Raw genomic sequence first — 23,622 nt, 5'->3', positions numbered from 1 at the left:
TATCTGACTGTTATTCTGACTGTTATCTTAATGACTGCCGAGGTCAAGCGAAAATTCTAATGAACAAGGCAACTCGTTCTTTGGCAACATCATAAATCTAATACTTTATTTTCACTGAAAGTTGTTATGTATAGCTGATCTATTTCCGACGAGGAGCTGCGCCGGCTTCCGGGAGTATAGCCTTAACGATCCGCTTCGTACTATCTGCATAGGCTTGATCGATAAAGGTTTTCATGACCCTAGAGGCAATGATCTCTGGTGTAAATACATATTCATCTTGTACTTCATTTAAATCATCAGCAATCATCTGTAACTTCTGAAAATCATTCCTCTTTAATCCAATAACAAGTGATCGATAACGCAAATAAGGATCAATGAAATTTCGAATTAAGCTCATTTCTCCTTCACCCTCCCCCTCTTACTTGAAAATACTCCACACGTCTGAATTTGAATTGTTTTTGCTAACTGGTAACGTTTTCTGGTAGTCAGAAAAAACAATACCTGGAGCAACCTTCTGCACAATTATCGGCTCTTTAAGTGCATATTCAAGCAATGCTTTAACCGCATGTGCGAAAAAATTAACTCCTAGTGCAATTTGGAATTCGGTTAGTCGCTCGGCCATATTTCGTGAAAATTTCAGCTTAAAGCGCCCGTGTCGATCGGTGCCCATATCCAGAAAAGAATATATGTTAGCCGGCTCAAACAATGGATACATGACGTGGTTTTCCTGAATCTGATAAGCCCGGCGGAAATACGTTCTAAAAAACGAAATACATTTCTCATCCTCCAGCGCAGCTATAACGAGTCGAGATCCTACTATACCTTCAGGTATTTCCAATCGGCGTGCAATTCGGTGAATCCATACTCGGTATTCATCACTTATGTTTGGGGCTACTGCCACCTTCTTATCTGATCTGGTCTTTCGATCTCGCTCGGCCCCTCCTCTGCTCTGCTTCAAATTCACAACCTCCCCCAACATTAGCCTAGGCACGGAGTGCCTGCGTCCCAATAATAAAATATGTGACGGAAGGGGTATAATATGCTTTATGTTTGTCCATACTAAGCACATAATCTTTGTTCTAGAAAGGGTGTATAGCCTTGCTATTTGCAAAATCGTTTGAAAAGTGGACTACTGAGGAAAAAAAGAATTTCGCTAAGGATGCTATTTCTTATGCGAAAGAGGCTGGATTACCACTTAAAAAGAAAAAAAAGAGCAAACAAAAATAAAAGCCCTCTCCGGTGAAGGAAGGCTTGCGATCAATTAATTGCCCATAACATTCAGATCTAATTCGTATCCTGTATCTATTCACCAATAAATTTAACGTTGCTTTATCGACTTCGACTTTTTCAGTGAAGTCTTTTTGGTTTTAAACGGTTAGGGTCACAAAAAAGTTCAAAATTTCTCCAAAAATTGATGAATAAAAATCAAAACAATCCACAAAATAACTTCACATCCAGCTAAGGAGTGAACATACATGAGCAGAAAAAGTTTAGTAGTTCCACAGGCACAAGCAGCACTTGACCAAATGAAATATGAGGTAGCACAACAGTTTGGAATTCAATGGTCTCCAGATGGTTACAATGGGAATATGACTACTCATGATGCAGGTATTATTGGTGGAAACATCACAAGAGCATTAATTCAAATTGCAGAACAATCCCTTGGCTCAGGAGCAAGAAGATTCTAAATTTAAAATAAGAAAAATAGCCCTCCAATCTCATAAAGAGACTAGGAGGGCTATTTTAATTTTCGATAGTCACCGAAAGGTGGCTTCTTTCATTGATCCAAAAGAGCCATGATACAATCAGCGATCGATACGCCGTTAGCAGGCGTAGGCTGTCGTTGCGTTCTAGGACACCGACCTGCCCAAGTCGCCTTTGCGCCAATTCTAGACCGTTTCCGAGCGCGTCAAATCTTCCCAAAAACCCATTACTTCTTCAATATACTCTACATCTAAAAAAGCATCGTATTTATTGATCGACACAGTAAGTTTTACTTCCCCATTTGAAATCTCATCTGTTTGCTTTGAGTCCAGTTCTTGCAGCAGGTCGTGTACCTGTTTGCAAATTTCTATTACAATCGATCTCCTGTCCCGCAAGCCCGCTTCGGGAAATACACCACCCGAAAGATTATTGGCCTCCTGAATAATGCTACGGATCCCCCAGTGTTCTCCTTCGAGCAATACCGCTTCAGCCTTTTTGTTGCCATTATTACTAGCCAATGCTAATAAAGCGTATGCCTTTGCCCCTGTATGACCCAGCCACAAGAATTCAGTATATTTCGTTCGGGTCGCAGATCCAAGTACATTACACGTAACTTCTACTGCAGAATCAATTAGCAAAGGGTACTTGCCCGCCGCCTCTTTCATATTCAACCACACCACTTCACAAGATCCGGTAACTTTCTCTACGTATTTCATCTTCATCTTCTCCTTTTGCCGGAAACAAAAAAGCACCGTGCCGAAAAAAAGGGATAACTCCCTAATTATTCGGACGGTGCTTCCGCCGGTCATGTTATTTGATTACTTTAATCTTATCAGATTCCGAAAGCGTTAGCTAGGGGTCCCTTCTTCTTCATCTGTTTTTGGCTTTCGCGCTTCCTGGAGTAGTCGTTCAAAATCCTTGCGTTGCGCCTCCATTCGTTCAAACAACTCTCTCACTTCCGCAGCCCCCCGAGTGCTCGCTTCGGTCAATTGATTCTGCAGCTCAGTCCGCATCCGTAACACTTCGCGTTCATGCTCCAAGTCTTTTCGGTCAGACACACGCTGAATCTCTTCTTCATGCCTTTTTTCTGCACTTTCCCTGGCTTTCTGTTTCAATGTCAGCTCCCGATCCAATTCAGCTATCCGTTGCCCGGCAGCCATCAACTCTGAACGCAGCTGATTGCTCACCTCATAACCTTCTTTATACTGGTTCACAAGACCAGTAAGCGTGTCGTTCTTCTCTCGATAGGACTCAACCAGCTTTTTATTCGTTTCGCTCGTCTCTTGCGCCTGTTGAGCGTATTTTTCGGATTCAAGTCGGAGTTCTCTCTCACGCTGCACATCTTCCTGTGCTGCTTTCAGATCGCGCGCAGCCGCCTGCAGTTCAAGGCTCTGTTTTGAAATTTGTAGGTTCAATTCCTCGATCTCTTCCACATGCTTACGCCGAACATCGTCCTTATCGAAATGAGTCCGTTGAGCGAGATTAACTAAGACGCTTCTGATGCGGTTTGTAAGGCCTTCTACTTCTTCTATCTCCAAACGGTATTCGGGAATTGTGGACTTCATTTCATGTAGAAGCCATACATCCGTTGCTCGATCAATCCACTCCTTATCGGTTAATCCCGACGCTGCAATCGCATTGTTAATCTTGGCTTTTGTTTCATCATCAATATTGTTAAAACCTTTTGCCCCCATGCCCTCGCCGCCCCTCTGCTAAACTACTAATAAAATGATGTTAACAAATAAACCCTTATAAATCAATGTGTTAACAGTGTTAATAGTGTTAACAATGTTAACACAATATAAACCCCTGATTTTGCGACAGGGGTCGGGAATGGGATCAAGTTCTTGTCATCATGCTCTGAGGTCACATCTACCGGGCTACATTCCTCTTTTTTTCGCCTCCAAAACAGCAGAAGGATCAACCATCTTTGTAATTGATCGGTATTTTCTCTTGGCAGCCTCACCGTTTTTCGCAGCGATCCGAGATCGTGATTTCAGGCCCTTCTCGCCCACCTCATATATGTATGATGTAAGTGGTTCGTCTCGGTATGTGCGCATAATTTCATCAGCGCTCTGAATATCTGTATAAATTCGCTCATTTCCTGCAATGTCGGTGAGTTTGACGCCTCCGTGATTTGGTAATTTTCTAATTGTAAAACCATAGCGGGCCGCGTACTCCCGAATTTCACTTTCCTTTCTCAAAACACATCGCTCCTTATTGATGGTTTCATATTCATTCCTCTATTTTCAGAGTTATTCACTTTGTTTCCTCGCGCAATTTGCGCATCTGTTCATTGCTACACGATAACCCCCCCGAAATATTTCAGTGAATTTTTGATTTAACTGGCTTCGTGCTGCCCCTCCCGTATGTTCTCGTAGGAAACAACCTTGTTCTTTCCCGTTTTTTTCGCATTGTACATGGCGTTATCAGAGTTCTTGATTATTTGATCGGTCGTTAAGCCTTCTTCATACGAGGCATAGCCAATACTGGCCGTGACGATCGTTTCGCTTTCTATCCGGTACCGGACTTTTTCCGCAACTTCCGCAACGTCTACATCCGGATCCTCGATCATCATCACCATCTCTTCGCCACCATATCGCCCGGCTATGCCGATTTCTTCCCCTTCCTCCTTCAGGATCGAGGCAACCGACTTGAGCGCTTTGTCACCCTCTTCATGACCACGAGTATCATTCAATTTCTTGAAGTTATCCAGATCAAAGAAAATTATAGATATGGGTGTCTTTTCACTCACCATGAATGATACCGTGGTGTAAAAATAGAATCTGTTGTAGAGACCTGTCAGGGCATCCCGAGTTGACTTCCGGTATATGTTTTCCATAAGCTCAATCACTCGATCAAACAGGATTACAAAAAGAACTGCGTAGAATCCTACCCGGAAGAGATTATCAATAGCATGAAGAAAAACTACCGGCTCCACTAGCACACTATTAATTAAGTGTGCTATCGTGGCTACTGTATAAAAGCTCAATCCGAAGAGGTACTTCCGACTCGGATTCAGTAGAGGATATACCACGTAGAAGGCAAGGCCCCCCAGTAGCAGCTGATAGATGCTCCCAACGATCGGAATAAGTGACAACAATACAGCAAGCCCCAGGAGCCAATAAACGCTTCTCGTGAGCTTTTTGCTTGTCTCTGCATAAAGCTGATAAACCCCCATGTTTGCCAATATGAATGAGGCCGCATTAAACAGGTTCCTGATGAAATCAAATCCAGGACTCTCACCGCTCCCAAGCAAACCTGCTCCGAGAAAAACAAATTGTTCAACCAGCATAATTGCCATACAAAGCCCGAGCGTCAAATACGCCCGCTTCTTCCTATGTATAAGTAGTTGGACGGCCAATAATAGCATGAGGGTCAAAACAAGGATGTTCAAGGATGCGTAGTAAACATCCCCCTGGTTGCCGATAAATATATTTGTCACTGTTACCTCTCCTTTTAGTTAGAACGGAAACGGGGATTCTCCATCCCATTCCATATAAGCATAACCTTTTTGTCCATAGGATTCCCGCTTCTCCTGCAGACGAGGAGACGTTGCCGTGTTGCGGCTGCCGGCGACTTCAATTATTGTTTTCGGATCCGTGTCATGAAGGACAATATCAGCGGCGAGCTCCGGGAATAGTTCTGTTATATTTCCGATCAATGGCTTTTCAAAATGACGCTTCTTATCATGCAAATTACGGATTATGGCCGCTTCATAAGACGATTCCACTGGTATCCTGGTCTTTTCTTCTGCCGGGATAAAGCATAGCTGACGATCCCAGATGTTTTTGTCTGATTTATTGGCCGGGCCACGAAACAGCATATAATAGCCATCATCGACATCGGTTTCGTTACTTACGCACTGATCGTAAATATTCTTAAGCACAGTCAAATCCGTCACTTTACGCGCCGGTTCGTCAATTGAATAGAGTGGCAGGCGAACGAATTTTGTGTTTGTGGGATATGGCGTTACGCCCTCTCTTCTTCTGCCCCATCCGATGATCAATTGGTGCTTGTCCTTGTTAGGCCAGCGTCCGGTCTTATCGGCTACATAGAGTATCTCGGACAACGGCATGCGGTTAACCTTGATGATTTCCGCTATTTTATAGAGACGACTCGCGATATTACGACGTCCACCCGGCCGGTACTCCGACACCTTATACTCCTGCAGCATGGTAAAAAAGAGTGAAGTCAGTTTTACCTTTCGTTCGGCCCGCTCCCGCTTCTCTTTAGGATCCGTAAATTTTGCGATAGCCGGTTGCTCCGGTTTCGATGGACGAGTAGGCCGCCGCCAGATCAACGTCAAGGGTGACATGAATTCCGTTCTCACCAACAACACGGATGCCCTTCTCTTCCAGAAGTGATCGATACCCATTTCGATTGTACCGGCACTTGAAAGTCGAATATCTTTTTTCGCATTGCTCGGATAGTTTGCCAAGAACAATCCATCATTTACTTGCTTGACGTACAATAACGGATTCACAGCATGCCTTTCGCCTTGACACAAGCACTCAACGGCAGCCGTTTGTGCCATTGTTTCAAAAGACCGTCTTGTATAGCATCATCCAGGTTGTCGAAGTCGTGAAGCGTTCCCTCCACCCTAAATTTCATACTTTCCACCCCATTTCGTTGAATCTGATTTAATTACGGTGATTCCATATTACACGGGCCGTATCCGGATGCTGATCCCAGAAGGCGACATCAACTGTGCTTCCTTCTTCGGGCTTTACTTCAAAATAAAATTCCCTGCCGTAACTGCTTCGATCTTCTTCCTTTCCCCTCCCACAAAATTTTCTTAGGCATAGTTCGTTCCTCCTTACAAAACTTATCCGTCTATCTTCCCATTAAAAATGAATTGAGAGATAATATACGTTGTCATAACTACGTTAAGTATCAGTAGGAGCGGGATTCCAATGACGAAAGACATATGCTTGGTTTTGTGACGATATACACGCATCCCTACCAATGTTCCAAGAGCACCGCCAACCGCGGCCATTGTAAACAACCGCTTTTCAGGAATTCGGCGACCGCCATTACGCGCTTGTGACTTGTCCGATCCCATCAAAACGAATGAAACTAGATTGATAATTAGGAGGTAAATAATTACTATATTCATTGGACGTTATTCCTCACTTTCATTGAAACGAGTCCATTCTTGGGGAAACACATACTTCCCATCCAAAACCGATATGTTTATTGCATCGTCATACATGACTTTAATCTCTTTATGTGAGTATTTGTTCAACTGGCAAAACTCGAAGATATCCTTTACTTCATCTAATTTAACCGGTGAACCATATTGTCCATGTTCGTCATAACAATAGATGTGAAACGTACCTTGCCTATCCCTTATTGAATCCACTGGATCTGTATTATCAATCGATCGATTTACTGTTCCTGTTATCGGCGGAAAGAGTATATTCGTTTTGGAATGATCCGGACCTTCCCAGTAATATTTGCACGAAGTACATTCACGTATTGCATACCAGCATCCAAGTTGTCTTTCGAAATGCCATTCCTCACTCTTCTCCAGACATGCGCAGTTTGTTTTCATGCTCGTTATCTCCTTCCTTGTTAACCCCCGAGTAATATTTGTATTTTCATTCGATTGCGTACGTCGGACTTCGCCAATTGGGTCTAAATGCTTTTCCAGTATTAAATCCGATCCTCCTTCTCTACAGCTTCGGAAACAGTGGATTCAAGCCATTCCTGAAGCGTTTTGTTGGCTTCTTCCGCTTTGCCGACCAATTTTGCCTTTTCCTTCTCAGGTAAATAGAACGTCACTGGCGATAGACCAGTATCGATGAGCGTTCCATCGAATTTAGGCGTGATCTCACCTGATCGTATGAATGTTTTTAGCTTGTCGATCATATCTGGATGCGTAGCTGGCAATATACCGGTTAGAACAGACTTCTTCACTTCAACCTGTATGAATTCACCGATCTGAATGCGAAGATTTGCAGGGCCAATCAGCTTAAAAAACTCATCAATAATCGCATAAATCACGGAATCCGGAGTAATCGGCAACGGAAATTCAAACACAGCATATCCGTAACTGGTAATGGCTTTACGATCCGTGATAGTGACGGCCGGCTTCCATCCTTCATCAATTGCTCGTTCGAGTGGAATTCGTTCATCCGTACTGACCTGGAGCATAACTTCTATCCGGTTTCGATTTAACCGCTTCATGCTGCAGACACGAGCCAGCCTATTACCCCAGCGGTAAGGTTGAAATAAATAGACCTTCGATTTTCGGTCGTAAATCGTATCATATTTGCCCGAATCCGGATTGTTAGTTGCAAATATTTCGAGATCGGACTTTTTGATAAAATAAGTTCGTTTCCCACGAAATTCTGCCTCATAATAAGGCAATCCCTTTTTAAATAGCTGATGGATATAGGTCGTAGATCGACCAATTCTTTTTGCTGCTTGTGCCGATGTTAAGTCTTCTTTCACGTATGCCGGTTTAATGCGCTCTATCTCTTCCCGCGTGAATCGGTAGCCGCCATCCCCTTTATGCGTCACCCGGTTTACGGGATCAAGGCGCTTTGCGGGATCCTCAAGGTTCACGATCTTATAGATCGATGCTACCGTTATATTCAATTCTTTTGCGGCCTGGGCCGTATCTAAATACTCGCTCATCATTCTCTGCCCTTTCTATGTAAACATCATTCATTTATCTTATTTATGCGAATGACAGTCGGGAAACGCTACAGATAATCCCCGTTGTCTTTCCATTCTCCGGTTTCATAGGGCTTCAAATTGCCATCAAGAACATCAATATTCATATGGTAGTAAATAGACAAGGCCCGGCTGCGGTCGAACCAAAAATCATGCACTCGCCGTATCGGATATCCAATAAAGGTTCTCTCCTCACGTGTGACGCGAAACTCCCAATCCATAGGATCTTCGGTATAAGCCCCCCTCCGTTCCTGTAACATTCCGGGCAAACACTTCACCTAAATAAATGCCATATGAAATAACCTTCCTCAACATGGGCTCATGACCAATCGGATAAACTCGGTTGATCGCTTTTTCTATTCGTCGAAGGCTGCCGGGAGAAAAATCTACTCGAACGTCCAGTGTCCCTTCCATTACTGTAGCCATCATTGGAGCCAGCTTTATCATCTGCTGAAGATTGTCCACCAACTGCTCGCCCTCCTGCGACTTTCAAATATATTCATATACTAATTAGTATATATACAACAATCATACCATAGGAAGCGATTTCTTCATATCATTTTGCTTAACAATACTTTTTGAATTCGCGGCTTGCCGGTTATCACTTTTCATGCTTATTCTTATATATTTAAGTGGATATGATAAACAGTTTATAGAAAAACTAATTATCTATTATTTTTTCTTCATATACATTATCGCAGATATTTTCAAGAACGACTATTTTTATAAATCTTCTTTGGTATACTATGTTTATGTGTTTTACTATAAAGGATGTGTATTATATGATTGCGTATTCACCATTACAGATATATACGAATACTGTCTTATCAAAACATGTATCTTTAACCGATCCACAACTCATACATACATTGACAGATGATCGCTTCTATTCAAATATTCATTCGACCATCATAGCTTCAGAAAATGAACGTGGCGATTATGACTACGAACCGCTATCAAATATCGGGATGGTCTACTTATATCTTCATCGGAGAAGTGGCAGCCGAAAACCAAGAACGAAAACTGAATATGCCCGAGAGCTAATTCAATTTTTGCGTCATCTCAATGAATACGATATATCCGATTTCCGCCATCTAAAGCGATCTCAGATCGAGGTATACCAGGAGTGGATTGAAAGTCAGTATCCGAAGAAAAAGACACAGGCAAAAAAGATCGCTATCCTCTCTTCCTTCCTCACATGGTGTTATGATGAGAAATACCTGAAGCGGGATTTGGCCCGTGGACTTGCTGGAATCATCCTAGACAAATCACAAATTCCCGATCGGGAAATATCGCCTGCTTCACTGCAGGCCGCTATTCATTATTATTCGAACGATCCCAAGTTCAAATGCCTGATGCTCCTTCTGGCCAGCACAGGATTGCGGATTAATGAGATCATTACACCGAAGTGGAAAGACCTCTACTTCGACTCCATCCGTAATAAATACTATGTCCAAACGAAGACAAAGAGGGATGGTGAACGGCATGCTCATATCAAGAAATATGTTCTGCAGGAGTTGTTGGAGTATCGCCGAAGACTTGGATTAAGCACAACGATCGACTCGCATGACGAGACCCCATTCTATCCAAACCGAAATGGGATGCATTACTTACTGACCAGCCTGTCCGCCATCGTTACGAAGAAGCTGGCTGCGGCCAATCTCAGGACGGAGCGGAATCAGAAAACGACCGCTCATTATTTCCGTCATTATTTCGCCCGCGCTGCCTATAACAGTGGTGCCCCCATCGATAAGATTGCCGAAACGCTTGATCACTCCACGAGCCGGACGACAGAGGACAATTATTTGTCACGTGACATTAAAAAAGAAAATGACGTCAGTGATTTCGTCGTGATTCCAGGTTTCGAGGTGCAAAATGACGATGGGATATGAATACGAGGATCGGGAGATAGTCATTCGCCATATAGTAGGCTCGACGCTGCCTTTGGTTCTAGCCCGTGATATCGAACCCATCAAGGAGGTTTGCTCCATGTGTCCGATATCTCGAAGGTATTCAAGAAAAACTTGAGGAAGAGCATAAACATGTACGCGCGCATTTGCGGCATCGACAAATCAAAATTCTTGAGCTTGTATTAAAGAACGGTATTCATTGCCGTTATGTCTCAAAAGGGTACGAACACCAGATAGATATGATGCCATCGGTCATTAAGTCCGCCTGTAATCGTCATCTGCAGGAGCTCAAGGGCTTGTCAGAGAAGTAACTAATAGGAAGGAATCGATACCATGCTTACAACTGTCTTTTTTACTTGCGCTGCCGCGATTGGATTCTGGGTGGGCGGTTGGATGAATTCATTCTCGATGCGCTATGCTCCAGAAGGAGTTCAAGTGGTAGCATCTGCCCTGACAGCCCGAGTCTCTACGGCGCTCGGTTTTGGCCTTATGGCGGCATCTATAGAATTATCTGAAGAATGGATTTTAGCCATCCCCTTCGTTGCGGCTCTGCTCACGATTTCCATTTGCGATTGGCGCCATATGATTATTCCGGATAAGATCACGATCCCTAGCATTATTTTGGCTGCCTCGCTCCGAGTATTTATTCACCCGCTTCCGTATTGGGATTATGTCGTTGCCGCACTACTTGGCGGTGGTGTTTTCTACTGCTTTAAGCTGATCGGCAAAGTTATCGCGAAGAGTGACGCTGTTGGAGATGGCGATATTAAACTCTTGCTTTTGACCGGCTTAGTACTGGGATTAAAGCTCACGCTTCTTTCATTCCTAGTTTTCTGTTTCGTTGGTACTCTCATGGGGATTTATCTCATAGTATCGCGCAGTGGGGGTCAGAACGTCACAGTACCATTCGGGCCGGTGATTGCCGGCGCTTCGTTTATCAGCTATATATATGGAAACGATATATTTAGGGGAGTTTACAGCCAGCTTCTATTGTGAGCAACAAGAGAGCGGATAAACCCTGTAAAGGATGGTTGATTTGGGGATTATTTATGGATTAATTATTCTAGTTGCCTTTACTATATTGCTTTGGAATATTGAAAACAAGATTTCTTCAAACAAACTACGTATTGGTTTAAAGATTTTGTTGATAGGAACGTGGCTTATCATAGTAATAGTAAATTATTTATATGAAGCTTTACTAATATTATATAGTAACAGGCGTGCGCTCTTGAACATTGTTCCACGGGAAATTGTTCCACGAAACATTATATTTTCACCTTATCATCACGCCTATTATTTAATTGTAACAATCACTATTAACAATTTTACTCAGCCGACTCAACATTCTCCACGCTTACTGTTTCCTCACTCAATCTATTCATCTCACTCACAACATCAGTTGTATACGGACTATGATTCAGAACCGATTCAATACTAATACCTTGAATCTCTCTCAACTTAGCAAGGTTATCTATAATATCCTTCTCAGATTGTGGCATAGCATATGAGAATACAATATCAAGCGTATCCCATTCATCATCCTTAAACGTTGTACCCTGCAACTGTAGCAATCCTCTAAACTTATTGAACCGTTGCTTCATGCCTTCTTTAATATGCTTCTCACCAATCATAGCCTTCAGATTAGCCATCGTATAAAGCAATTTAATACTAACCTCACTCAGATTCGAAATATCAACCTTACCCATAGCAACGCTTGGTGTCCCGCTAATATCCATCAATGACATCATCAAATGTTTATACAATGTTTCAAATGCTCTACATATTCATCACTCCAAAGTATTGAACCGGAAAGGGCCTTGATTCTCAAAGGAGAAAATCAAGACCCTTTCGGTTGTATCCTAATGCGTTAGATGCGTTTTCGTGACGTCCCAAATGCTGTCTTTAATCCGTACGGTTACGGTTGTCGTTTTCACGACGCCATTGGAATAGTAGGCCGTGAAGAGGAAATTGTAATTTCCGTCAGGCAGTTCATCGAAGTTGTTTCGCCACATCGTGCCTGTCCAGTTTATGCTACCGGATGGGGTATTAGAGAGATCGACCGTTACGCCCTGTCCTACCAACCCTACCGTTACCCGGTCGACCTTAACCAATGACGTTCCGGTATTCGTTGCATTTGATGCAAGGATGAATTCTTCACCTGCCCAGAACGTATCAACCGAGCGTGTTTTGGTCGGGTTCGCCGTATTGTATGCCACCCGGTTTTCCTCCCATTTCGTCGTATGCGTCACTGAACCGGTGATTCCCAGAGGCAGGACGTTGAAGCTGCCATTCGTGACAACCGGCGACGCCTTTCTGTCGCTCAATGTCTGCGTTACCATGTAGGTACCGACCTTCTGAGCAACGAGAGTCGGACCCCCGGCCGTCGGATAAGGGGTGTTCCAGACGTAATTCGTGTTTAGAACCACGACTCCATCAGGATCACGTACCGTATAATTTACATCCAGCGTATCGTTCTGATTATCGCCGATTCCGACTGGATCGATATGAACCGTGTCGCCTTCGAATTTGGGCATGGACGTATTGTTCGGGTCATAAGTGTACGTTTTAAATGTTCCGTATGGCGGTGTGTTATTGGTTACACGGAAAGCCACGTTTACGGATTCCGATTTCCCGCTCGGATTGGTCGAAGTAAAGCGAACGACATAGTTACCTACTGGCACATTTGGGAAAGATGAGTAAGAGTAGTTCCAAGTCTTTCCGGAAGCTGTGCTAGTCGGCGACAAACTTACGGTTCTTGCATACGCAGTTCCATAGAATAAGATGGCCGTCGTCGTCGATGGATACTTCGTGGTCGTAGCCGTCAGCGTAGCCGGGTACCCGACCACATACATGTCGTTTGCTATAGGTTTGGTCGGATTCAAATTGATCGGCGTAAATACATTAACGGAATATGAATGAGCTGCAGTTGATCCCGCAACTGAACCATTAGCTAATATCGAGAATGTATATAGGCCATCCGGCGTTGTGTTTGGAATGGTAAACTGTTCATCATTCCATGAAATATCGTTTCCGTTCTTTGTCCCCGTATAATAAGGAACCGATCGAGAAATGTAACTCCCCATTGAAAAGGCTAGTGAAATGGAATACGGGTACCTTGTCCATAAATCATGAGCAACTAAATTTTCACTTGCTGGTACACTTGCTAAAGAAAAACCACTGTCCTCCGTTTTTAGCTTGCTTTTAAACTGTACTGGAACCGTATCAGGCAAGACAAAAGTTCGTTGAATCGGATCGCTCCATACTCCTTCAATGTCCTGCGCTACATAATCTAGCACATAAGTACCGGGAGCCAATTCATTCGGTATTTTTGTAAATGCTTCGCCTGTTCCTTGATTAGTAAATTTGATGGAACGATCTTGAATGCCTCTATCGGTTGCAGCTCGGGTAATATTATGATCGAGATCGTAAGAGAGATCCACCCAAGTTGTCCGATAAGTATTTGATGCAGGCATGTAGTCAAAATCCAGTGTTACGTCTGCTATTGGTTTCCGATGAACAAAAACCTCTATCGCTGACTCATTTGACTTATAAGCATAATCAGCGAAATTAGGGTCTGTTGTCGGTAAATCTTTTACCCGACGGAAGAAAGTATATTTACCGGGCTTATTCAGAGTTAATGTCGATTGATATGCTGCCCAATTCGATTCGCTCTGTGTTGAGATTAATGTCTTCCCTGCAAAAGAATCATACCCAAGAGAATTATCATAATGATTTGGGTCTTGAACAATTTGCAATTGGTCCGCGCTTGAAGGAATAGGGTCACTTTCATAATCAAAAGTAGCCGTATGTGTCGTGATTTCTTCCCCAAGTAGTTTTAAGACCTTCGGTATCGCAGGATTGCTTTCTGCAATGTAATTAATGGTATCTGTTACGACTTGTTCAATAGCTTTGTTATTGGCAATGAATTTTTCATGTTCAATTTGTGCTTCAATTGCGCTTTGACCAACTAATAACAGCTTGGCAGAATGCTTACCCATAACGTACTGTAAGTCGGATAATTGGCTTACTGTATTATCAGATACATAGATGACATACTTGTTTTGAACCGAACGCATAAATGAAGTGTCATACGGCTGCCGCACATCCTTGTAAATGGTGCCGCTATAGTAGCCTGTATAGCTGTCATACCATACTATTTTCGGCTCCCAAACATCATGCGTCCAATAAACAGTACCGGAATAACTCGCAGTCCATGTATTCGAACAAGAACCGTTTTTTGGTCCTCCTGTAGTTGGACAACTTCCACTCGATGATTCTCCAGTCCGATATAATGTTCCGGAATATTGACCATCACTATATGATTTGCTAGAAGGACATACGCTAGTTGATGTTTGACTAGTCATATTACCTGTTGGACCATAATATGTTGTAACAGTGTTTGAACAAGAATCTGTTGCTGTTTTACTCTCCGTTACCGACTTATAAGATCCTTCGTCCCTTGAATAAGGAGAATTGGATACGCTTGTCCGAGATAACGTTCCTGAATATCCTTCGCTAGTATATGTCGTTGTGCTTGGTGGATAGGATGATCCGGTACTTTTACTTGTACTTGCCGATTGAGAATAGGTGTAAGTTTTCATATCCCATATTCCTACATTCGCAAGCATATTAGCCGTAGTAAAAGCGTTAGTGAGTGTAACTTTGTTGTTTTTGACGTAATCAGTAGATACCTGTGTTAAGTTGGAATCTAGCATGAAAAAGACATCCATATCCGGTTTAACGTTGGGTACTTCAAGATATAAATCGCTTGACGGTGCATAATTATCTACAAAGAAGTAACTGGTCATCGTATGTGTTTTATCGTCATCAGGAGAAATGAACTCCATTAATCGTTCTTCATTTGTTCCTTCTTTTGCATCAACTATGATCTGATACTGACCGAGTTTTGTAAATTCTGGCAACTCTTTTAGGTCATCTGTACTTTCAAATACTTTTGTCTCGAATGAATCGTTATTATCTGAATCATAGAATACTTTCAGATTCTTTGAAGCAATAAAATCTCCGTCCGTACTTTGTACATCGTAGAACAGTTGCAGTTTGTCTAAACGGCTCACTTCTGCCCCATAAGCATGAGCAATGATTGCAGGCTTGTGATCTGGCATAATCTCGTAATCTACAACATATGGATCGGAATACCGTGTGATAGAGTTGCCGTTCCCATAAGGAATAACACGCTTGGCTGCAATGCTCATTTGGTAGTTCCCTATATCCTTATACATGAACATTTTTTGTGAAAGATTTATTTCGCAGTACCCAGTTCGGCATTTCAAACTTGGATCATCTGCATTCACATAGCTAAAACTTGTTATTTCTAATGGGGCATTTTGTTCGACCCATTGATCATTACTAGCTGCCGAACGGTCGTAAGCGTTCATTGTTCGATTCTGCTTAAATGTTCCTTCGATTTGCAAGGAAACACGCGGCTTAGTTTCGTGAATGACTGCATGTTGAATCATGAAAGATTCAGTACCATCCGGAGCAGTCCATACTACTTTGACTTCACGCAATCCAATTTGATCTTCACCGAATATATATTCTCCGGCAAAAAACTGATCTACATCGATTTCGTTGCCATCAATAAAAGCACGTTTCGTAAATTCATCATACCCCGGTGGATCTTCACAGCTTGCAGCCGGAATATAATTAGGAACACCATCTGTCACAGGGAATGGTACTACATCATACCAATCTTGCGGCCAGCTTGATTCAGGCTGTATATACTGTGGTGGTTTTGGTCGTAATTTTACATCAGGATTTTCACATCCACCGATAATGTGAGCCGGAACGTCTTGAACGACAACAACCGTCTTCATTGCAATTGATTCGTTATTGGTAGCCGCGTCTCGATCTACGATTGTTTGTTTAATCTGAAATGTTTTCACTACGCGATCTGTTGAGGATTCCGAAAATTTACTCCCCATAAAATCATAAAGATATTTCCTAACAGCATCTTGATCCAAATACCCTGCCTTCGGTTTCTTCACTTCGGGAATCGCGGGATCAAAGGTTTTCGATATTTTCGTTCCGTCTTCATCGTTAGTAATCTCAAAACGGTAATAATCAACATCTTTACCGTAAGATAAGTCTTTATAACCCAACATCGAGGAAGTAAATTCAGATTTCTTTTCAAACATGATTTGTGGTATTGCATTGAAATCTGACAACATCGTTCCTTTTCCGTTTGATTGGAAAGTTATATCCAACTTACATGTAGGACTTGTCGATCTGGAGACATCCGAAGAAGCATCATTGACATATACAGCAGTTGCATTTGCGTTTGTAGAGTATTTCAACACTTTTGGATCTGATGTCTTGGTTAGTCTATCAGTATCAATAACTAAAGTGAAAATACCCTCACCATTATTGTCTTTTACAACAACACCTTGCGATTTATTGCTGGACGATAATTTAATATCAGAATTTTTTTGTATATCTGTCAATTCAAGATTCCAATAGTTGACTTCCCGTCTTGTATAAAAGATTGCTTCGGCAGCTAAATTACCAAAATAAGCGGTGTCTTGTAATGTCCCTTTTACTTTGACTTGTACCTTAATAGTACGTTCTTTGTTGATCTGTAGCGGTTGTTTTGACACAGGAGTTGCTACGCAAGCAGCAGGTGGTGGTGTTTTTTCCGGTCCTTTTACCTTCAACAGTGGGACTGTTTGATACCATAGAGAATGAGAATCCCAACTATAGTGGAACATGGTTCCAAATCCAGCTTCCCGCGCTGTAGCAGGCTGATTGACAGCCATATAGTTGCGCGGATCACGATTTTCAGTAGTATTTGTTAAAACTTTATAACGATTGCTGTACGAAACACCCTGCGTAATAGTAGTAAAGCCTAGCGAACGTTGAATGTTTCTTAATAAATTATTGAACTTGGGTAACGTTGTTCTGTCTTCATCACCTTGATATACAAACCCCGGACTTGACGGTTTATGTCGCCACGAACTGGGTAGATTATCCCACGGTTTGAACACCCAATGCTTTTTATCTAAGCTATTTCCCACATCATCATCAACAATAAAGTAATTATTGTGGTACAAAGATCCGTCTATTGTAAAACCAAGATAGCGGAATTCTCCATACGTATAACCACCGTACTTAATATCATAGGCATAGAAATGGCCCTCACCGTTTGGTTCCGGATCAATGATAACTCCTTGCTCATTTTGCCACCCTCGTTTATAATCTTGGCTTTTTGCTGGAACCGAATAATGATCTCCATAGACTATCATTTGAAGCGGAGCTGATACCTTCCCTGCCGCGTTCATTGTTATTGCCGTAGAGTATAGTCTGGAATTGAATTTGTACCCGTCTGAGTTACACGGGCGCACTCCACTAGGGATGGGACCATCAGATTGAACATTGTAACCACACGGGTTATCAAACCCATTAATTTTTTCTGCAGCATACGCAGTTTCTACGAATGATGTAGGCACAACGATAAGTTGCAAGAGTTGCAAGATCATCATAGCGGCAAGCCAAGTTGAAACATTCCGCTTTAAACGCTGCATACAATTCTCCTTCTAATTTTGATTTTAGTACAAGTAATCTACATTGAATGTATCGCCAACTTTTACCACTTTGTATTTCTTGTTGTTCAATGTAAATTGCATTTCTTTCCCGCTATAATTCTTCACAGTAGCGACAACTTTGTTCTTCAACTCAACTCCCTTACCGCTACCGGTAAGCAATTCGTATGCTGCATCAACAAAGTTTTTAGAATTCGCAAAAGTTTCGCCGTTTGGAAAGAACATCCGGATATATTTAGCTGATCCTTCTGCTACAGTTACACTAATTTCAGGAAGTGGAAGATTATCCCACTCACCAAAACGAATCAAAAAATCTCGCTTATCATGTGTATCTTTGCTATCAAAAACGGCAACACCTAGACTACCAACAGCCTTATATCCTTTTTGAACATGTTTATTAGCCAACTCAACGATTTTCTTATAAGTGTCAAGCTTATATTGGTCGCTGAACATGTAGGTTTTTCCGTCCAACTCGATATAATGCTGCCCTGTTAAATCAGGCTTATACGGATCTCTAAGCGAAGAATCACGCAAGCGTTGGATCATTGTAAGTGCTTCCGCTCGGGTAACGTAACGTTGAGGATAAAAATGATTATTCCAACCTCGAATTAAGCCCGCGATTAAGACTACGCTTCGATATTGTCGTACATCGGTATTGGAGAAACTATTCATATCAACCAATCCGCTTTTCGAAACAACATAATCTTTGTACGCACTATCGAAATCATCCTCGTAATTCGTAAACCATCTTCCGATCAGGTACGATGCCTTTTCCCTAGTAATCTGCTTCTTATAGACATCATACTTCTCAGGGAAAACCGAATCGAACGAATGTAGAAACTCCATATCGTACAAAATGTCGATAAATGGAGTCGCCCAATAACCCGATCTAGCATTATTGAATGTGAAATTCGTTTCTTTTACCGCCGAAAGAATGGTCGCTAAATGACCCGGTTGATAGGTTATTAAAGAATCCAACCAAGCTTGATCAAATTTCGTATTGCCATCGGAGAAAGCTCGGAGCATCATCGAAACAAACTGATCCCCCTTTACGACATCATCCGGTCTGAAAGTCCCATCCGGAAATCCGTCAATTAGCCCACTCTTCTTCGCCTTCATAATGTTATCCTTCGCCCAATGTGTCTGAATGTCGGTAAAAGGTACATCAGACGATGTAGCTGCTGCCGATCCTTTAGTCGAACCAACCATAGAAACCGATCCAATAAAGAAAGTAAATACAAGTACGTAGCTGATCATTTTTTTAAACATTGTTACTCCCCCTCAAATTTTGCCTTTTTATTATTTCAAGAATTCGATTAATCTCGATAGAACAATAACAGCCTCAGCCCTTGACACTTGATTCTCAGGCTTGAATGTGCCATCAGGATAACCACTAAAAACGCTGTAGTTGCTAACAAGATCAATCGCTTCCTGATACTGATCCGGTAAACTTTTTGTGTCCTGGAACATTGATGGTTTGAGTGAGCTAACCTTAACCATATTCATCACGTTAGCTACTAAAAGCGCGACATCCTTTCGCTTAAACGGAATAGCAAAACCTTCATCCTTCCAATTGGTGGTTATCCCTAGATCCCCAGCTGCCGTTAAATACGGCTTAGCCCAAGGCACCGATTTATCAGCGATGAAGCTGTATTCCAAGAAACCTAATTCCCTGCTCTTTTCCTCGTTCGCTACCTTCCATCGGAAAGTTTTCATCCACTGACGCTTGCCGTTAGGTTGTTCTTCTGTTAATCCCAGTACAGCCATCTTTATAAGAGCTTCGCCGGTCACAAGATCATTCGGACCAAATCGACCGTCGCCGTAACCGGAAATAATACCTTTTTCCACGAACGTATTGATCGAGTTCTGCGCCCAATGATTCGGAATATCCGAGAACAAGGGAACGTTTACTTTGAGGTTGTAGTAAGCCTGTTTCGGGGCATTGATCTTAAAGGTGTACTTCCCCTTTGGCGCAGACTTTACGGAATATGCATTTGTCCAATACGGCTTAGTCGAATCATTGATTTTCGTACTTTTGGTCATGGTAATGACTCGTCCGTTCGGCATGGTCATTGAAGATGTATAAGCACCGTCATATCCCTCCAGAATGAATTCCACGAATTCTTCTTCCTCAGTGAGCTCGTAGTTTTTTATTACCGTCGATGGCGCCTCCATAGCTGAAACAACCGAAGCTGTCATCACTATCATTAAGACTGCTACTAATGTGCATATTGATTTCTTCATATTAATTCTTCCCTTTCCTCTCCCCCAGCTGTAATTTTCGTAACGAAGTAGTCCAGAATATTCGGATCAAATTTTTCCTTATCATGCAACATAATTTCAATAGCTTCATCCTTATTCAATGCCTTAGAATAGAGGCGGTTTGATGTAAGCGCAGAGTATGTATCCGTTATCGCAGCTATTCGGCCTGCAAGTGGAATAGAGCTCCGCCATATGTAGCGAATGGAATGCTGTTAACGGATGTCGGACTTTCAGGCAACGGTAGAGAGCTTAAACCACAATAAGCGTCTTTGCTTCTCCGATCGTGCTACCCCATTTAGTGCTCACATCATCACCCTCTTTTCTCTCATTTTTTCGTTTTCTAAATTGCCTGCTCTCCATCGAAAGGGGAATGTCGAAGAATAGTAGTATATTAGTTAATATATATACTATAATCGATATCTCTTAATTCTCCTAGCATTTCGATTATCTTTTCCTAAAATAAACTTCTTGAATTGCTGGTATTAAAAGCGGTTCATTCGCCATTGGACCGACCCCATCATGATACGTATTTATGATTGCTACAACAGACGGGCCGATTACTGTTTGATTGATCGTTCGCGTAATTTGAGTTGCAGATCCACCGTTCAATGTCACCGCGCAAGACACCTGAGAGGTCGTAGAATTTAGCGTACAACTTGTTGGCGTAGAATTCATGTTGACTAGAACCTTTGACTCCCAATCGACGTATATCAGCTCGCTAATATTGACCGTTGCATTTAATGGAATGACACTGGATGCCAGTGCATGATTCGTATTATCAAGTCCCATGTTTAATCGGAGATACCGATAAAACATATCTTGCGCCCGTGTGCCGGGAGTCGTCGTATCCAGACGGTAGAATCCTTGCGAGAGCTGCACTTCGTCAATCGATAGAGACGCAGCATGTACCGCTCTGTTAAGATCATTTTTTAGTTTGTTCTGATCCTTGTAGAGCATTATGTAATCAAGGACAACGACAAATACGATGATGCAAAATAGCATTGCGATCAAACTCATTAACATGATCGCGATTCCACCACGCTCGTTGCCAAGAATTTTTGGCTTAGTCATATTTTTCACTTCTTCCATTTGCCTCGAGGTAGTAGTAACCAGGATCTTCAACCGTGGTGACACCAAAGAATGCCATTAGCCTTGATAGATCGGAAGCGGGGTACTGAATCACTAATCGAACAGTAGGATCAGCGTCGTCTTTTAAAACTTTTGTCGTCGTGCTGCCTGTAAAAGAAGGATAGGTGACTCCTTCCTTCGTAACAGTAGGGAATCCGATAATTGACAATTTTGTTCGGGTATCGTTTATTATGGTCGTGGTCAGATACCCCTCTGTTTGAGCCATCTGTAGAGCGCGAGCCTTTATATCGTCGATCTTAGCTTGTCGTAATAAGAATGTCGCAAAGATAATCACCATCAAAGTTACACACAGGAACGTAGGCAATAGGATTAGAAGTACCAGCATATCGGTTATTCCCTTTTGATTTCCCGACCGTTTCCTTAATCGTTCCATGATTTCCTGCACTATGTTTCCTCCTCGGTTAAAAAATATGGGGGGCGGGCGCCCCCCATTTCGATATAATCCTTTATGGTTCCGGCTTGTACCCATACGAACGAACATCTGCTTTGAGCCTGTCGTAACCATCGCCTACTGATTTGTTCAAACCATTATTTCCAAGAAAGACCCATGAACATAATCCAATTACAATGAGACTGACAACGATCATCAAAGGCAGTTTTTCCACAGCGTTTAGCCCGCTGGGAGCGTTTGGCTGGATCCCGGTCCTACCGTTCCCGAATAGTCGAATGTGCTTGATTTCGTGTTTACACGCTGCGTTCCATCGTTGACACCATCGTTAATTCCATTCGGGTTGTTATACATGAAGAAGGCTGCTGCAAAGAGAATAATGCAGATTACTACTGGGATGATCAATTTATCCATGTTTGGCTTGCTCCTTTTATTTATTGAGTATTTGTTGGATAAGTCTGTTAAGTATTTTAGCCGGTTGGCATTGATTGCCCGGCGCCTGGTGCTACATTACCGCGATAATCGAAAGTACTTGATTTTGTGTTTACCCGTGTTGTCCCGTCGTTAACACCATCGTTAATTCCGTTCGGGTTGTTATACATAAAGAACGCCGCAGCGAAAAGAATTATGCAAATGACAACGGGAATGATCAGTTTATCCATGAGGGGTGTCCTCCTTTCCTAGAATAGAATCATTAGCGAATTGGCTGTTAACCGGTTGGCATCGATTGTCCCGCACCCGGGGCAACGTTGCCGCGGTAATCAAAAGTGCTTGTTTTCGTGTTTACGCGGGAGGTCCCGTCGTTAATGCCATCGTTGATGCCATTCGTATTGTTGTACATAAAGAAAGCAGCGGCGAATAAAATGATGCAGATGACCACAGGAATTATTAACTTATCCAATTTGATTCTCTCCTTAGCTCGTAGCCTGTTCGATTTTGGTTTTTACATTTGTCCCGCCGTTTTCAACGCCTTTGCCGATCCCGTTCGGATTATTGAAGGTCCAAAACGCTACCCCGAAAAGAATGATACATATCACGATCGGCAGTATCAGCTTGTCCACATAGCCTCTCTCCTCTCCTAGAATGTTTGTCGCAAGGTTTCCATGAAGCTGTTATACCAAGGCAGTACAACAAGTGCGCCGGCAGCTAAGAAGGGTATCAAGATAATAAAGGTTACTCGAAGTGGTCCCGCTTCGATCTTCTTCTTGATTTGAAAATCGCGCATAGTATCAATGTTTCGGATTTGCTGATGGAATAGATCGATAATCTTATCCTGTGAAGCGTTCCAACTGGCGAGTAATGTGTTCGTTACTGGAAGGACCTCATTTATGCCCACCTGGTCTCCGAAGTGATTTATAGCAGCACGCGGATTATCCATCCAGTCGATCAGCATATCGTCTATATAGGGCTTCAAGACCTTACAGGTACGACCGGCACGGCGGATTGCATAATACAATGGGATTTTATCCGTTATGCAAACTACAAGCCGATGAGAAAATTTTACGATTTCCTCGGCCAAAACCTCCCTTCGCTTATTCGCATAGTACAGGAGTAATATGGATGGTCCGGTATATCCGATCACTACCAAAAAGATGAACGTAAAGATTGGGAATGAGGCTGGATAATCACTGATTGTGTTCTTTATCATATACAAGGTCATGCAAAACACTGCAATGAAGATCGGTGCCATGAGCTGCGTTAAGCGAAAATGGAATGCCTGCATTCCGAATGGATAGCCAGCCGTTTTCAGTCTCCGCAGAAGTTTGTAATTTGATTTTTTCGTGTTCTGATTCTTGATTGTTCTTTCTAGATACTCCTGAAAAGTTTGCCGCCGTTTATTCCTCGCTGATGGAAGTCTTAAACGGTTCCGAAACTTAATCGACAGCGCTATAGGCATGAAGACCATTGCAGACCCGAGAGTAAAGGCGGCAAGGAGCAGCCACATCATCAGTTGCATACGGTAACCTCC

The 23,622-nt window shown here is 42.5% G+C and carries 28 protein-coding genes; 4 read left to right on the top strand and 24 right to left on the bottom strand.

What is annotated here, in order from left to right; all coding sequences use genetic code 11:
- Positions 1-139: 139 nt before the first annotated feature.
- Both L1N85_RS19555 and L1N85_RS19550 read right to left on the bottom strand, forming a co-directional pair.
- Positions 140-397, bottom strand: a complete 258-nt coding sequence (locus tag L1N85_RS19555) for a hypothetical protein (RefSeq protein WP_235240732.1) — start codon at positions 395-397, stop codon at positions 140-142.
- Between the two features lie 21 nt (positions 398-418).
- Complete coding sequence (locus L1N85_RS19550) at positions 419-958, bottom strand: hypothetical protein (RefSeq protein ID WP_235240731.1); 540 nt, start codon at positions 956-958, stop codon at positions 419-421.
- A gap of 140 nt (positions 959-1,098) precedes the next feature.
- On the opposite strand from L1N85_RS19550, the gene L1N85_RS27300 reads away from it, so the two are divergent.
- Both L1N85_RS27300 and L1N85_RS19545 read left to right on the top strand, forming a co-directional pair.
- Positions 1,099-1,227 carry a hypothetical protein gene (locus L1N85_RS27300; protein ID WP_268818372.1) on the top strand — a complete coding sequence of 43 codons (129 nt, stop codon included), beginning with the start codon at positions 1,099-1,101 and terminating at the stop codon, positions 1,225-1,227.
- Between the two features lie 248 nt (positions 1,228-1,475).
- A complete protein-coding gene (locus L1N85_RS19545) occupies positions 1,476-1,688 on the top strand; it encodes an alpha/beta-type small acid-soluble spore protein (protein ID WP_235240730.1) in 213 nt (70 codons plus the stop codon).
- A 201-nt stretch (positions 1,689-1,889) separates the two neighbouring features.
- Here L1N85_RS19545 and L1N85_RS19540 read toward each other — a convergent pair whose 3' ends face one another.
- The 10 genes from L1N85_RS19540 to L1N85_RS19500 all read right to left on the bottom strand — a co-directional run bounded on the left by L1N85_RS19540 (position 1,890) and on the right by L1N85_RS19500 (position 8,856).
- Positions 1,890-2,420: a hypothetical protein gene (locus tag L1N85_RS19540; RefSeq protein WP_235240729.1), complete on the bottom strand. Its 531-nt coding sequence runs from the start codon at positions 2,418-2,420 to the stop codon at positions 1,890-1,892.
- A 132-nt stretch (positions 2,421-2,552) separates the two neighbouring features.
- Positions 2,553-3,398 carry a hypothetical protein gene (locus L1N85_RS19535; protein ID WP_235240728.1) on the bottom strand — a complete coding sequence of 282 codons (846 nt, stop codon included), beginning with the start codon at positions 3,396-3,398 and terminating at the stop codon, positions 2,553-2,555.
- A gap of 186 nt (positions 3,399-3,584) precedes the next feature.
- The gene (locus L1N85_RS19530) at positions 3,585-3,908 is read right to left on the bottom strand and encodes a hypothetical protein (protein WP_235240727.1); all 324 of its coding nucleotides are present in this window, start codon (positions 3,906-3,908) and stop codon (positions 3,585-3,587) included.
- Between the two features lie 137 nt (positions 3,909-4,045).
- Complete coding sequence (locus L1N85_RS27680) at positions 4,046-5,149, bottom strand: GGDEF domain-containing protein (protein ID WP_235240726.1); 1,104 nt, start codon at positions 5,147-5,149, stop codon at positions 4,046-4,048.
- An 18-nt stretch (positions 5,150-5,167) separates the two neighbouring features.
- Complete coding sequence (locus tag L1N85_RS19520) at positions 5,168-6,190, bottom strand: hypothetical protein (RefSeq protein ID WP_235240725.1); 1,023 nt, start codon at positions 6,188-6,190, stop codon at positions 5,168-5,170.
- A complete protein-coding gene (locus tag L1N85_RS27290; protein ID WP_268818371.1) occupies positions 6,187-6,318 on the bottom strand; it encodes a hypothetical protein in 132 nt (43 codons plus the stop codon). Before L1N85_RS27290 ends, L1N85_RS19520 begins: the two co-directional genes overlap by 4 nt.
- A 214-nt stretch (positions 6,319-6,532) precedes the next feature.
- The gene (locus tag L1N85_RS19515) at positions 6,533-6,823 is read right to left on the bottom strand and encodes a DUF1294 domain-containing protein (RefSeq protein ID WP_235240724.1); all 291 of its coding nucleotides are present in this window, start codon (positions 6,821-6,823) and stop codon (positions 6,533-6,535) included.
- Positions 6,824-6,829: 6 nt separating this feature from the next.
- Positions 6,830-7,261 carry a hypothetical protein gene (locus L1N85_RS19510; protein WP_235240723.1) on the bottom strand — a complete coding sequence of 144 codons (432 nt, stop codon included), beginning with the start codon at positions 7,259-7,261 and terminating at the stop codon, positions 6,830-6,832.
- Between the two features lie 101 nt (positions 7,262-7,362).
- Positions 7,363-8,352, bottom strand: a complete 990-nt coding sequence (locus L1N85_RS19505) for a helix-turn-helix domain-containing protein (RefSeq protein ID WP_235240722.1) — start codon at positions 8,350-8,352, stop codon at positions 7,363-7,365.
- Positions 8,353-8,580: 228 nt separating this feature from the next.
- On the bottom strand, positions 8,581-8,856 hold the full coding sequence (locus L1N85_RS19500; RefSeq protein WP_235240721.1) for a hypothetical protein: 276 nt from the start codon (positions 8,854-8,856) through the stop codon (positions 8,581-8,583).
- Positions 8,857-9,134: 278 nt separating this feature from the next.
- Here L1N85_RS19500 and L1N85_RS19495 point away from each other — a divergent pair, with 278 nt between their 5' ends.
- Both L1N85_RS19495 and L1N85_RS19490 read left to right on the top strand, forming a co-directional pair.
- Positions 9,135-10,280, top strand: a complete 1,146-nt coding sequence (locus L1N85_RS19495) for a tyrosine-type recombinase/integrase (protein WP_328285247.1) — start codon at positions 9,135-9,137, stop codon at positions 10,278-10,280.
- A 411-nt stretch (positions 10,281-10,691) separates the two neighbouring features.
- Positions 10,692-11,294: a prepilin peptidase gene (locus L1N85_RS19490; protein ID WP_235240719.1), complete on the top strand. Its 603-nt coding sequence runs from the start codon at positions 10,692-10,694 to the stop codon at positions 11,292-11,294.
- Between the two features lie 329 nt (positions 11,295-11,623).
- On the opposite strand, the gene L1N85_RS19485 is transcribed toward L1N85_RS19490, so the two are convergent.
- The 12 genes from L1N85_RS19485 to L1N85_RS19435 form a co-directional block, all read right to left on the bottom strand.
- Complete coding sequence (locus L1N85_RS19485) at positions 11,624-12,061, bottom strand: phage portal protein (RefSeq protein WP_235240718.1); 438 nt, start codon at positions 12,059-12,061, stop codon at positions 11,624-11,626.
- Between the two features lie 96 nt (positions 12,062-12,157).
- On the bottom strand, positions 12,158-17,836 hold the full coding sequence (locus L1N85_RS19480) for an Athe_2463 domain-containing protein (protein WP_235240717.1): 5,679 nt from the start codon (positions 17,834-17,836) through the stop codon (positions 12,158-12,160).
- A 24-nt stretch (positions 17,837-17,860) separates the two neighbouring features.
- Complete coding sequence (locus L1N85_RS19475; RefSeq protein WP_235240716.1) at positions 17,861-19,123, bottom strand: S-layer homology domain-containing protein; 1,263 nt, start codon at positions 19,121-19,123, stop codon at positions 17,861-17,863.
- Positions 19,124-19,153: 30 nt separating this feature from the next.
- A complete protein-coding gene (locus L1N85_RS19470; protein ID WP_235240715.1) occupies positions 19,154-20,098 on the bottom strand; it encodes an S-layer homology domain-containing protein in 945 nt (314 codons plus the stop codon).
- Complete coding sequence (locus L1N85_RS28020; protein WP_407946520.1) at positions 20,095-20,295, bottom strand: HD domain-containing phosphohydrolase; 201 nt, start codon at positions 20,293-20,295, stop codon at positions 20,095-20,097. The genes L1N85_RS19470 and L1N85_RS28020 overlap by 4 nt, the downstream gene beginning before the upstream one ends.
- A gap of 265 nt (positions 20,296-20,560) precedes the next feature.
- Positions 20,561-21,187, bottom strand: coding sequence for a hypothetical protein (locus L1N85_RS19465; RefSeq protein ID WP_235240714.1), 627 nt, complete (start codon positions 21,185-21,187; stop codon positions 20,561-20,563).
- Positions 21,180-21,650: a hypothetical protein gene (locus L1N85_RS19460; protein WP_235240713.1), complete on the bottom strand. Its 471-nt coding sequence runs from the start codon at positions 21,648-21,650 to the stop codon at positions 21,180-21,182. Before L1N85_RS19460 ends, L1N85_RS19465 begins: the two co-directional genes overlap by 8 nt.
- A gap of 225 nt (positions 21,651-21,875) precedes the next feature.
- Positions 21,876-22,067 (bottom strand): hypothetical protein, encoded by a 192-nt coding sequence (locus L1N85_RS19455; RefSeq protein WP_235240712.1) that lies wholly within the window; start codon positions 22,065-22,067, stop codon positions 21,876-21,878.
- Between the two features lie 56 nt (positions 22,068-22,123).
- Positions 22,124-22,315 carry a hypothetical protein gene (locus L1N85_RS19450; RefSeq protein WP_235240711.1) on the bottom strand — a complete coding sequence of 64 codons (192 nt, stop codon included), beginning with the start codon at positions 22,313-22,315 and terminating at the stop codon, positions 22,124-22,126.
- A 47-nt stretch (positions 22,316-22,362) separates the two neighbouring features.
- Positions 22,363-22,554 carry a hypothetical protein gene (locus tag L1N85_RS19445; RefSeq protein ID WP_235240710.1) on the bottom strand — a complete coding sequence of 64 codons (192 nt, stop codon included), beginning with the start codon at positions 22,552-22,554 and terminating at the stop codon, positions 22,363-22,365.
- A 13-nt stretch (positions 22,555-22,567) separates the two neighbouring features.
- Positions 22,568-22,714, bottom strand: coding sequence for a hypothetical protein (locus L1N85_RS19440; protein WP_235240709.1), 147 nt, complete (start codon positions 22,712-22,714; stop codon positions 22,568-22,570).
- Between the two features lie 17 nt (positions 22,715-22,731).
- Complete coding sequence (locus L1N85_RS19435) at positions 22,732-23,610, bottom strand: hypothetical protein (protein ID WP_235240708.1); 879 nt, start codon at positions 23,608-23,610, stop codon at positions 22,732-22,734.
- Between the last annotated feature and the right edge of the window lie 12 nt (positions 23,611-23,622).

Origin of the sequence: Paenibacillus alkaliterrae, assembly GCF_021532375.1 — a bacterium.
Classification (GTDB): domain Bacteria; phylum Bacillota; class Bacilli; order Paenibacillales; family Paenibacillaceae; genus Pristimantibacillus; species Pristimantibacillus alkaliterrae.
The sequence above is the reverse complement of the archived record's forward strand: the minus strand, read 5'-3'. Positions and strand labels throughout refer to the sequence as shown.

Coding starts and splice junctions, on each gene's coding strand:
- L1N85_RS19555 (WP_235240732.1), bottom strand. CDS start 397: ATGAGCTTAATTCGAAATTTCATTGATCCTTATTTGCGTTATCGATCA.
- L1N85_RS19545 (WP_235240730.1), top strand. CDS start 1,476: ATGAGCAGAAAAAGTTTAGTAGTTCCACAGGCACAAGCAGCACTTGAC.
- L1N85_RS19540 (WP_235240729.1), bottom strand. CDS start 2,420: ATGAAATACGTAGAGAAAGTTACCGGATCTTGTGAAGTGGTGTGGTTG.
- L1N85_RS19535 (WP_235240728.1), bottom strand. CDS start 3,398: ATGGGGGCAAAAGGTTTTAACAATATTGATGATGAAACAAAAGCCAAG.
- L1N85_RS27290 (WP_268818371.1), bottom strand. CDS start 6,318: ATGAAATTTAGGGTGGAGGGAACGCTTCACGACTTCGACAACCTGGAT.
- L1N85_RS19515 (WP_235240724.1), bottom strand. CDS start 6,823: ATGAATATAGTAATTATTTACCTCCTAATTATCAATCTAGTTTCATTC.
- L1N85_RS19510 (WP_235240723.1), bottom strand. CDS start 7,261: ATGAAAACAAACTGCGCATGTCTGGAGAAGAGTGAGGAATGGCATTTC.
- L1N85_RS19505 (WP_235240722.1), bottom strand. CDS start 8,352: ATGATGAGCGAGTATTTAGATACGGCCCAGGCCGCAAAAGAATTGAAT.
- L1N85_RS19495 (WP_328285247.1), top strand. CDS start 9,135: ATGTTTATGTGTTTTACTATAAAGGATGTGTATTATATGATTGCGTAT.
- L1N85_RS19490 (WP_235240719.1), top strand. CDS start 10,692: ATGAATTCATTCTCGATGCGCTATGCTCCAGAAGGAGTTCAAGTGGTA.
- L1N85_RS19480 (WP_235240717.1), bottom strand. CDS start 17,836: ATGCAGCGTTTAAAGCGGAATGTTTCAACTTGGCTTGCCGCTATGATG.
- L1N85_RS19475 (WP_235240716.1), bottom strand. CDS start 19,123: ATGTTTAAAAAAATGATCAGCTACGTACTTGTATTTACTTTCTTTATT.
- L1N85_RS19470 (WP_235240715.1), bottom strand. CDS start 20,098: ATGAAGAAATCAATATGCACATTAGTAGCAGTCTTAATGATAGTGATG.
- L1N85_RS19465 (WP_235240714.1), bottom strand. CDS start 21,187: ATGACTAAGCCAAAAATTCTTGGCAACGAGCGTGGTGGAATCGCGATC.
- L1N85_RS19455 (WP_235240712.1), bottom strand. CDS start 22,067: ATGGATAAATTGATCATCCCAGTAGTAATCTGCATTATTCTCTTTGCA.
- L1N85_RS19450 (WP_235240711.1), bottom strand. CDS start 22,315: ATGGATAAACTGATCATTCCCGTTGTCATTTGCATAATTCTTTTCGCT.
- L1N85_RS19435 (WP_235240708.1), bottom strand. CDS start 23,610: ATGCAACTGATGATGTGGCTGCTCCTTGCCGCCTTTACTCTCGGGTCT.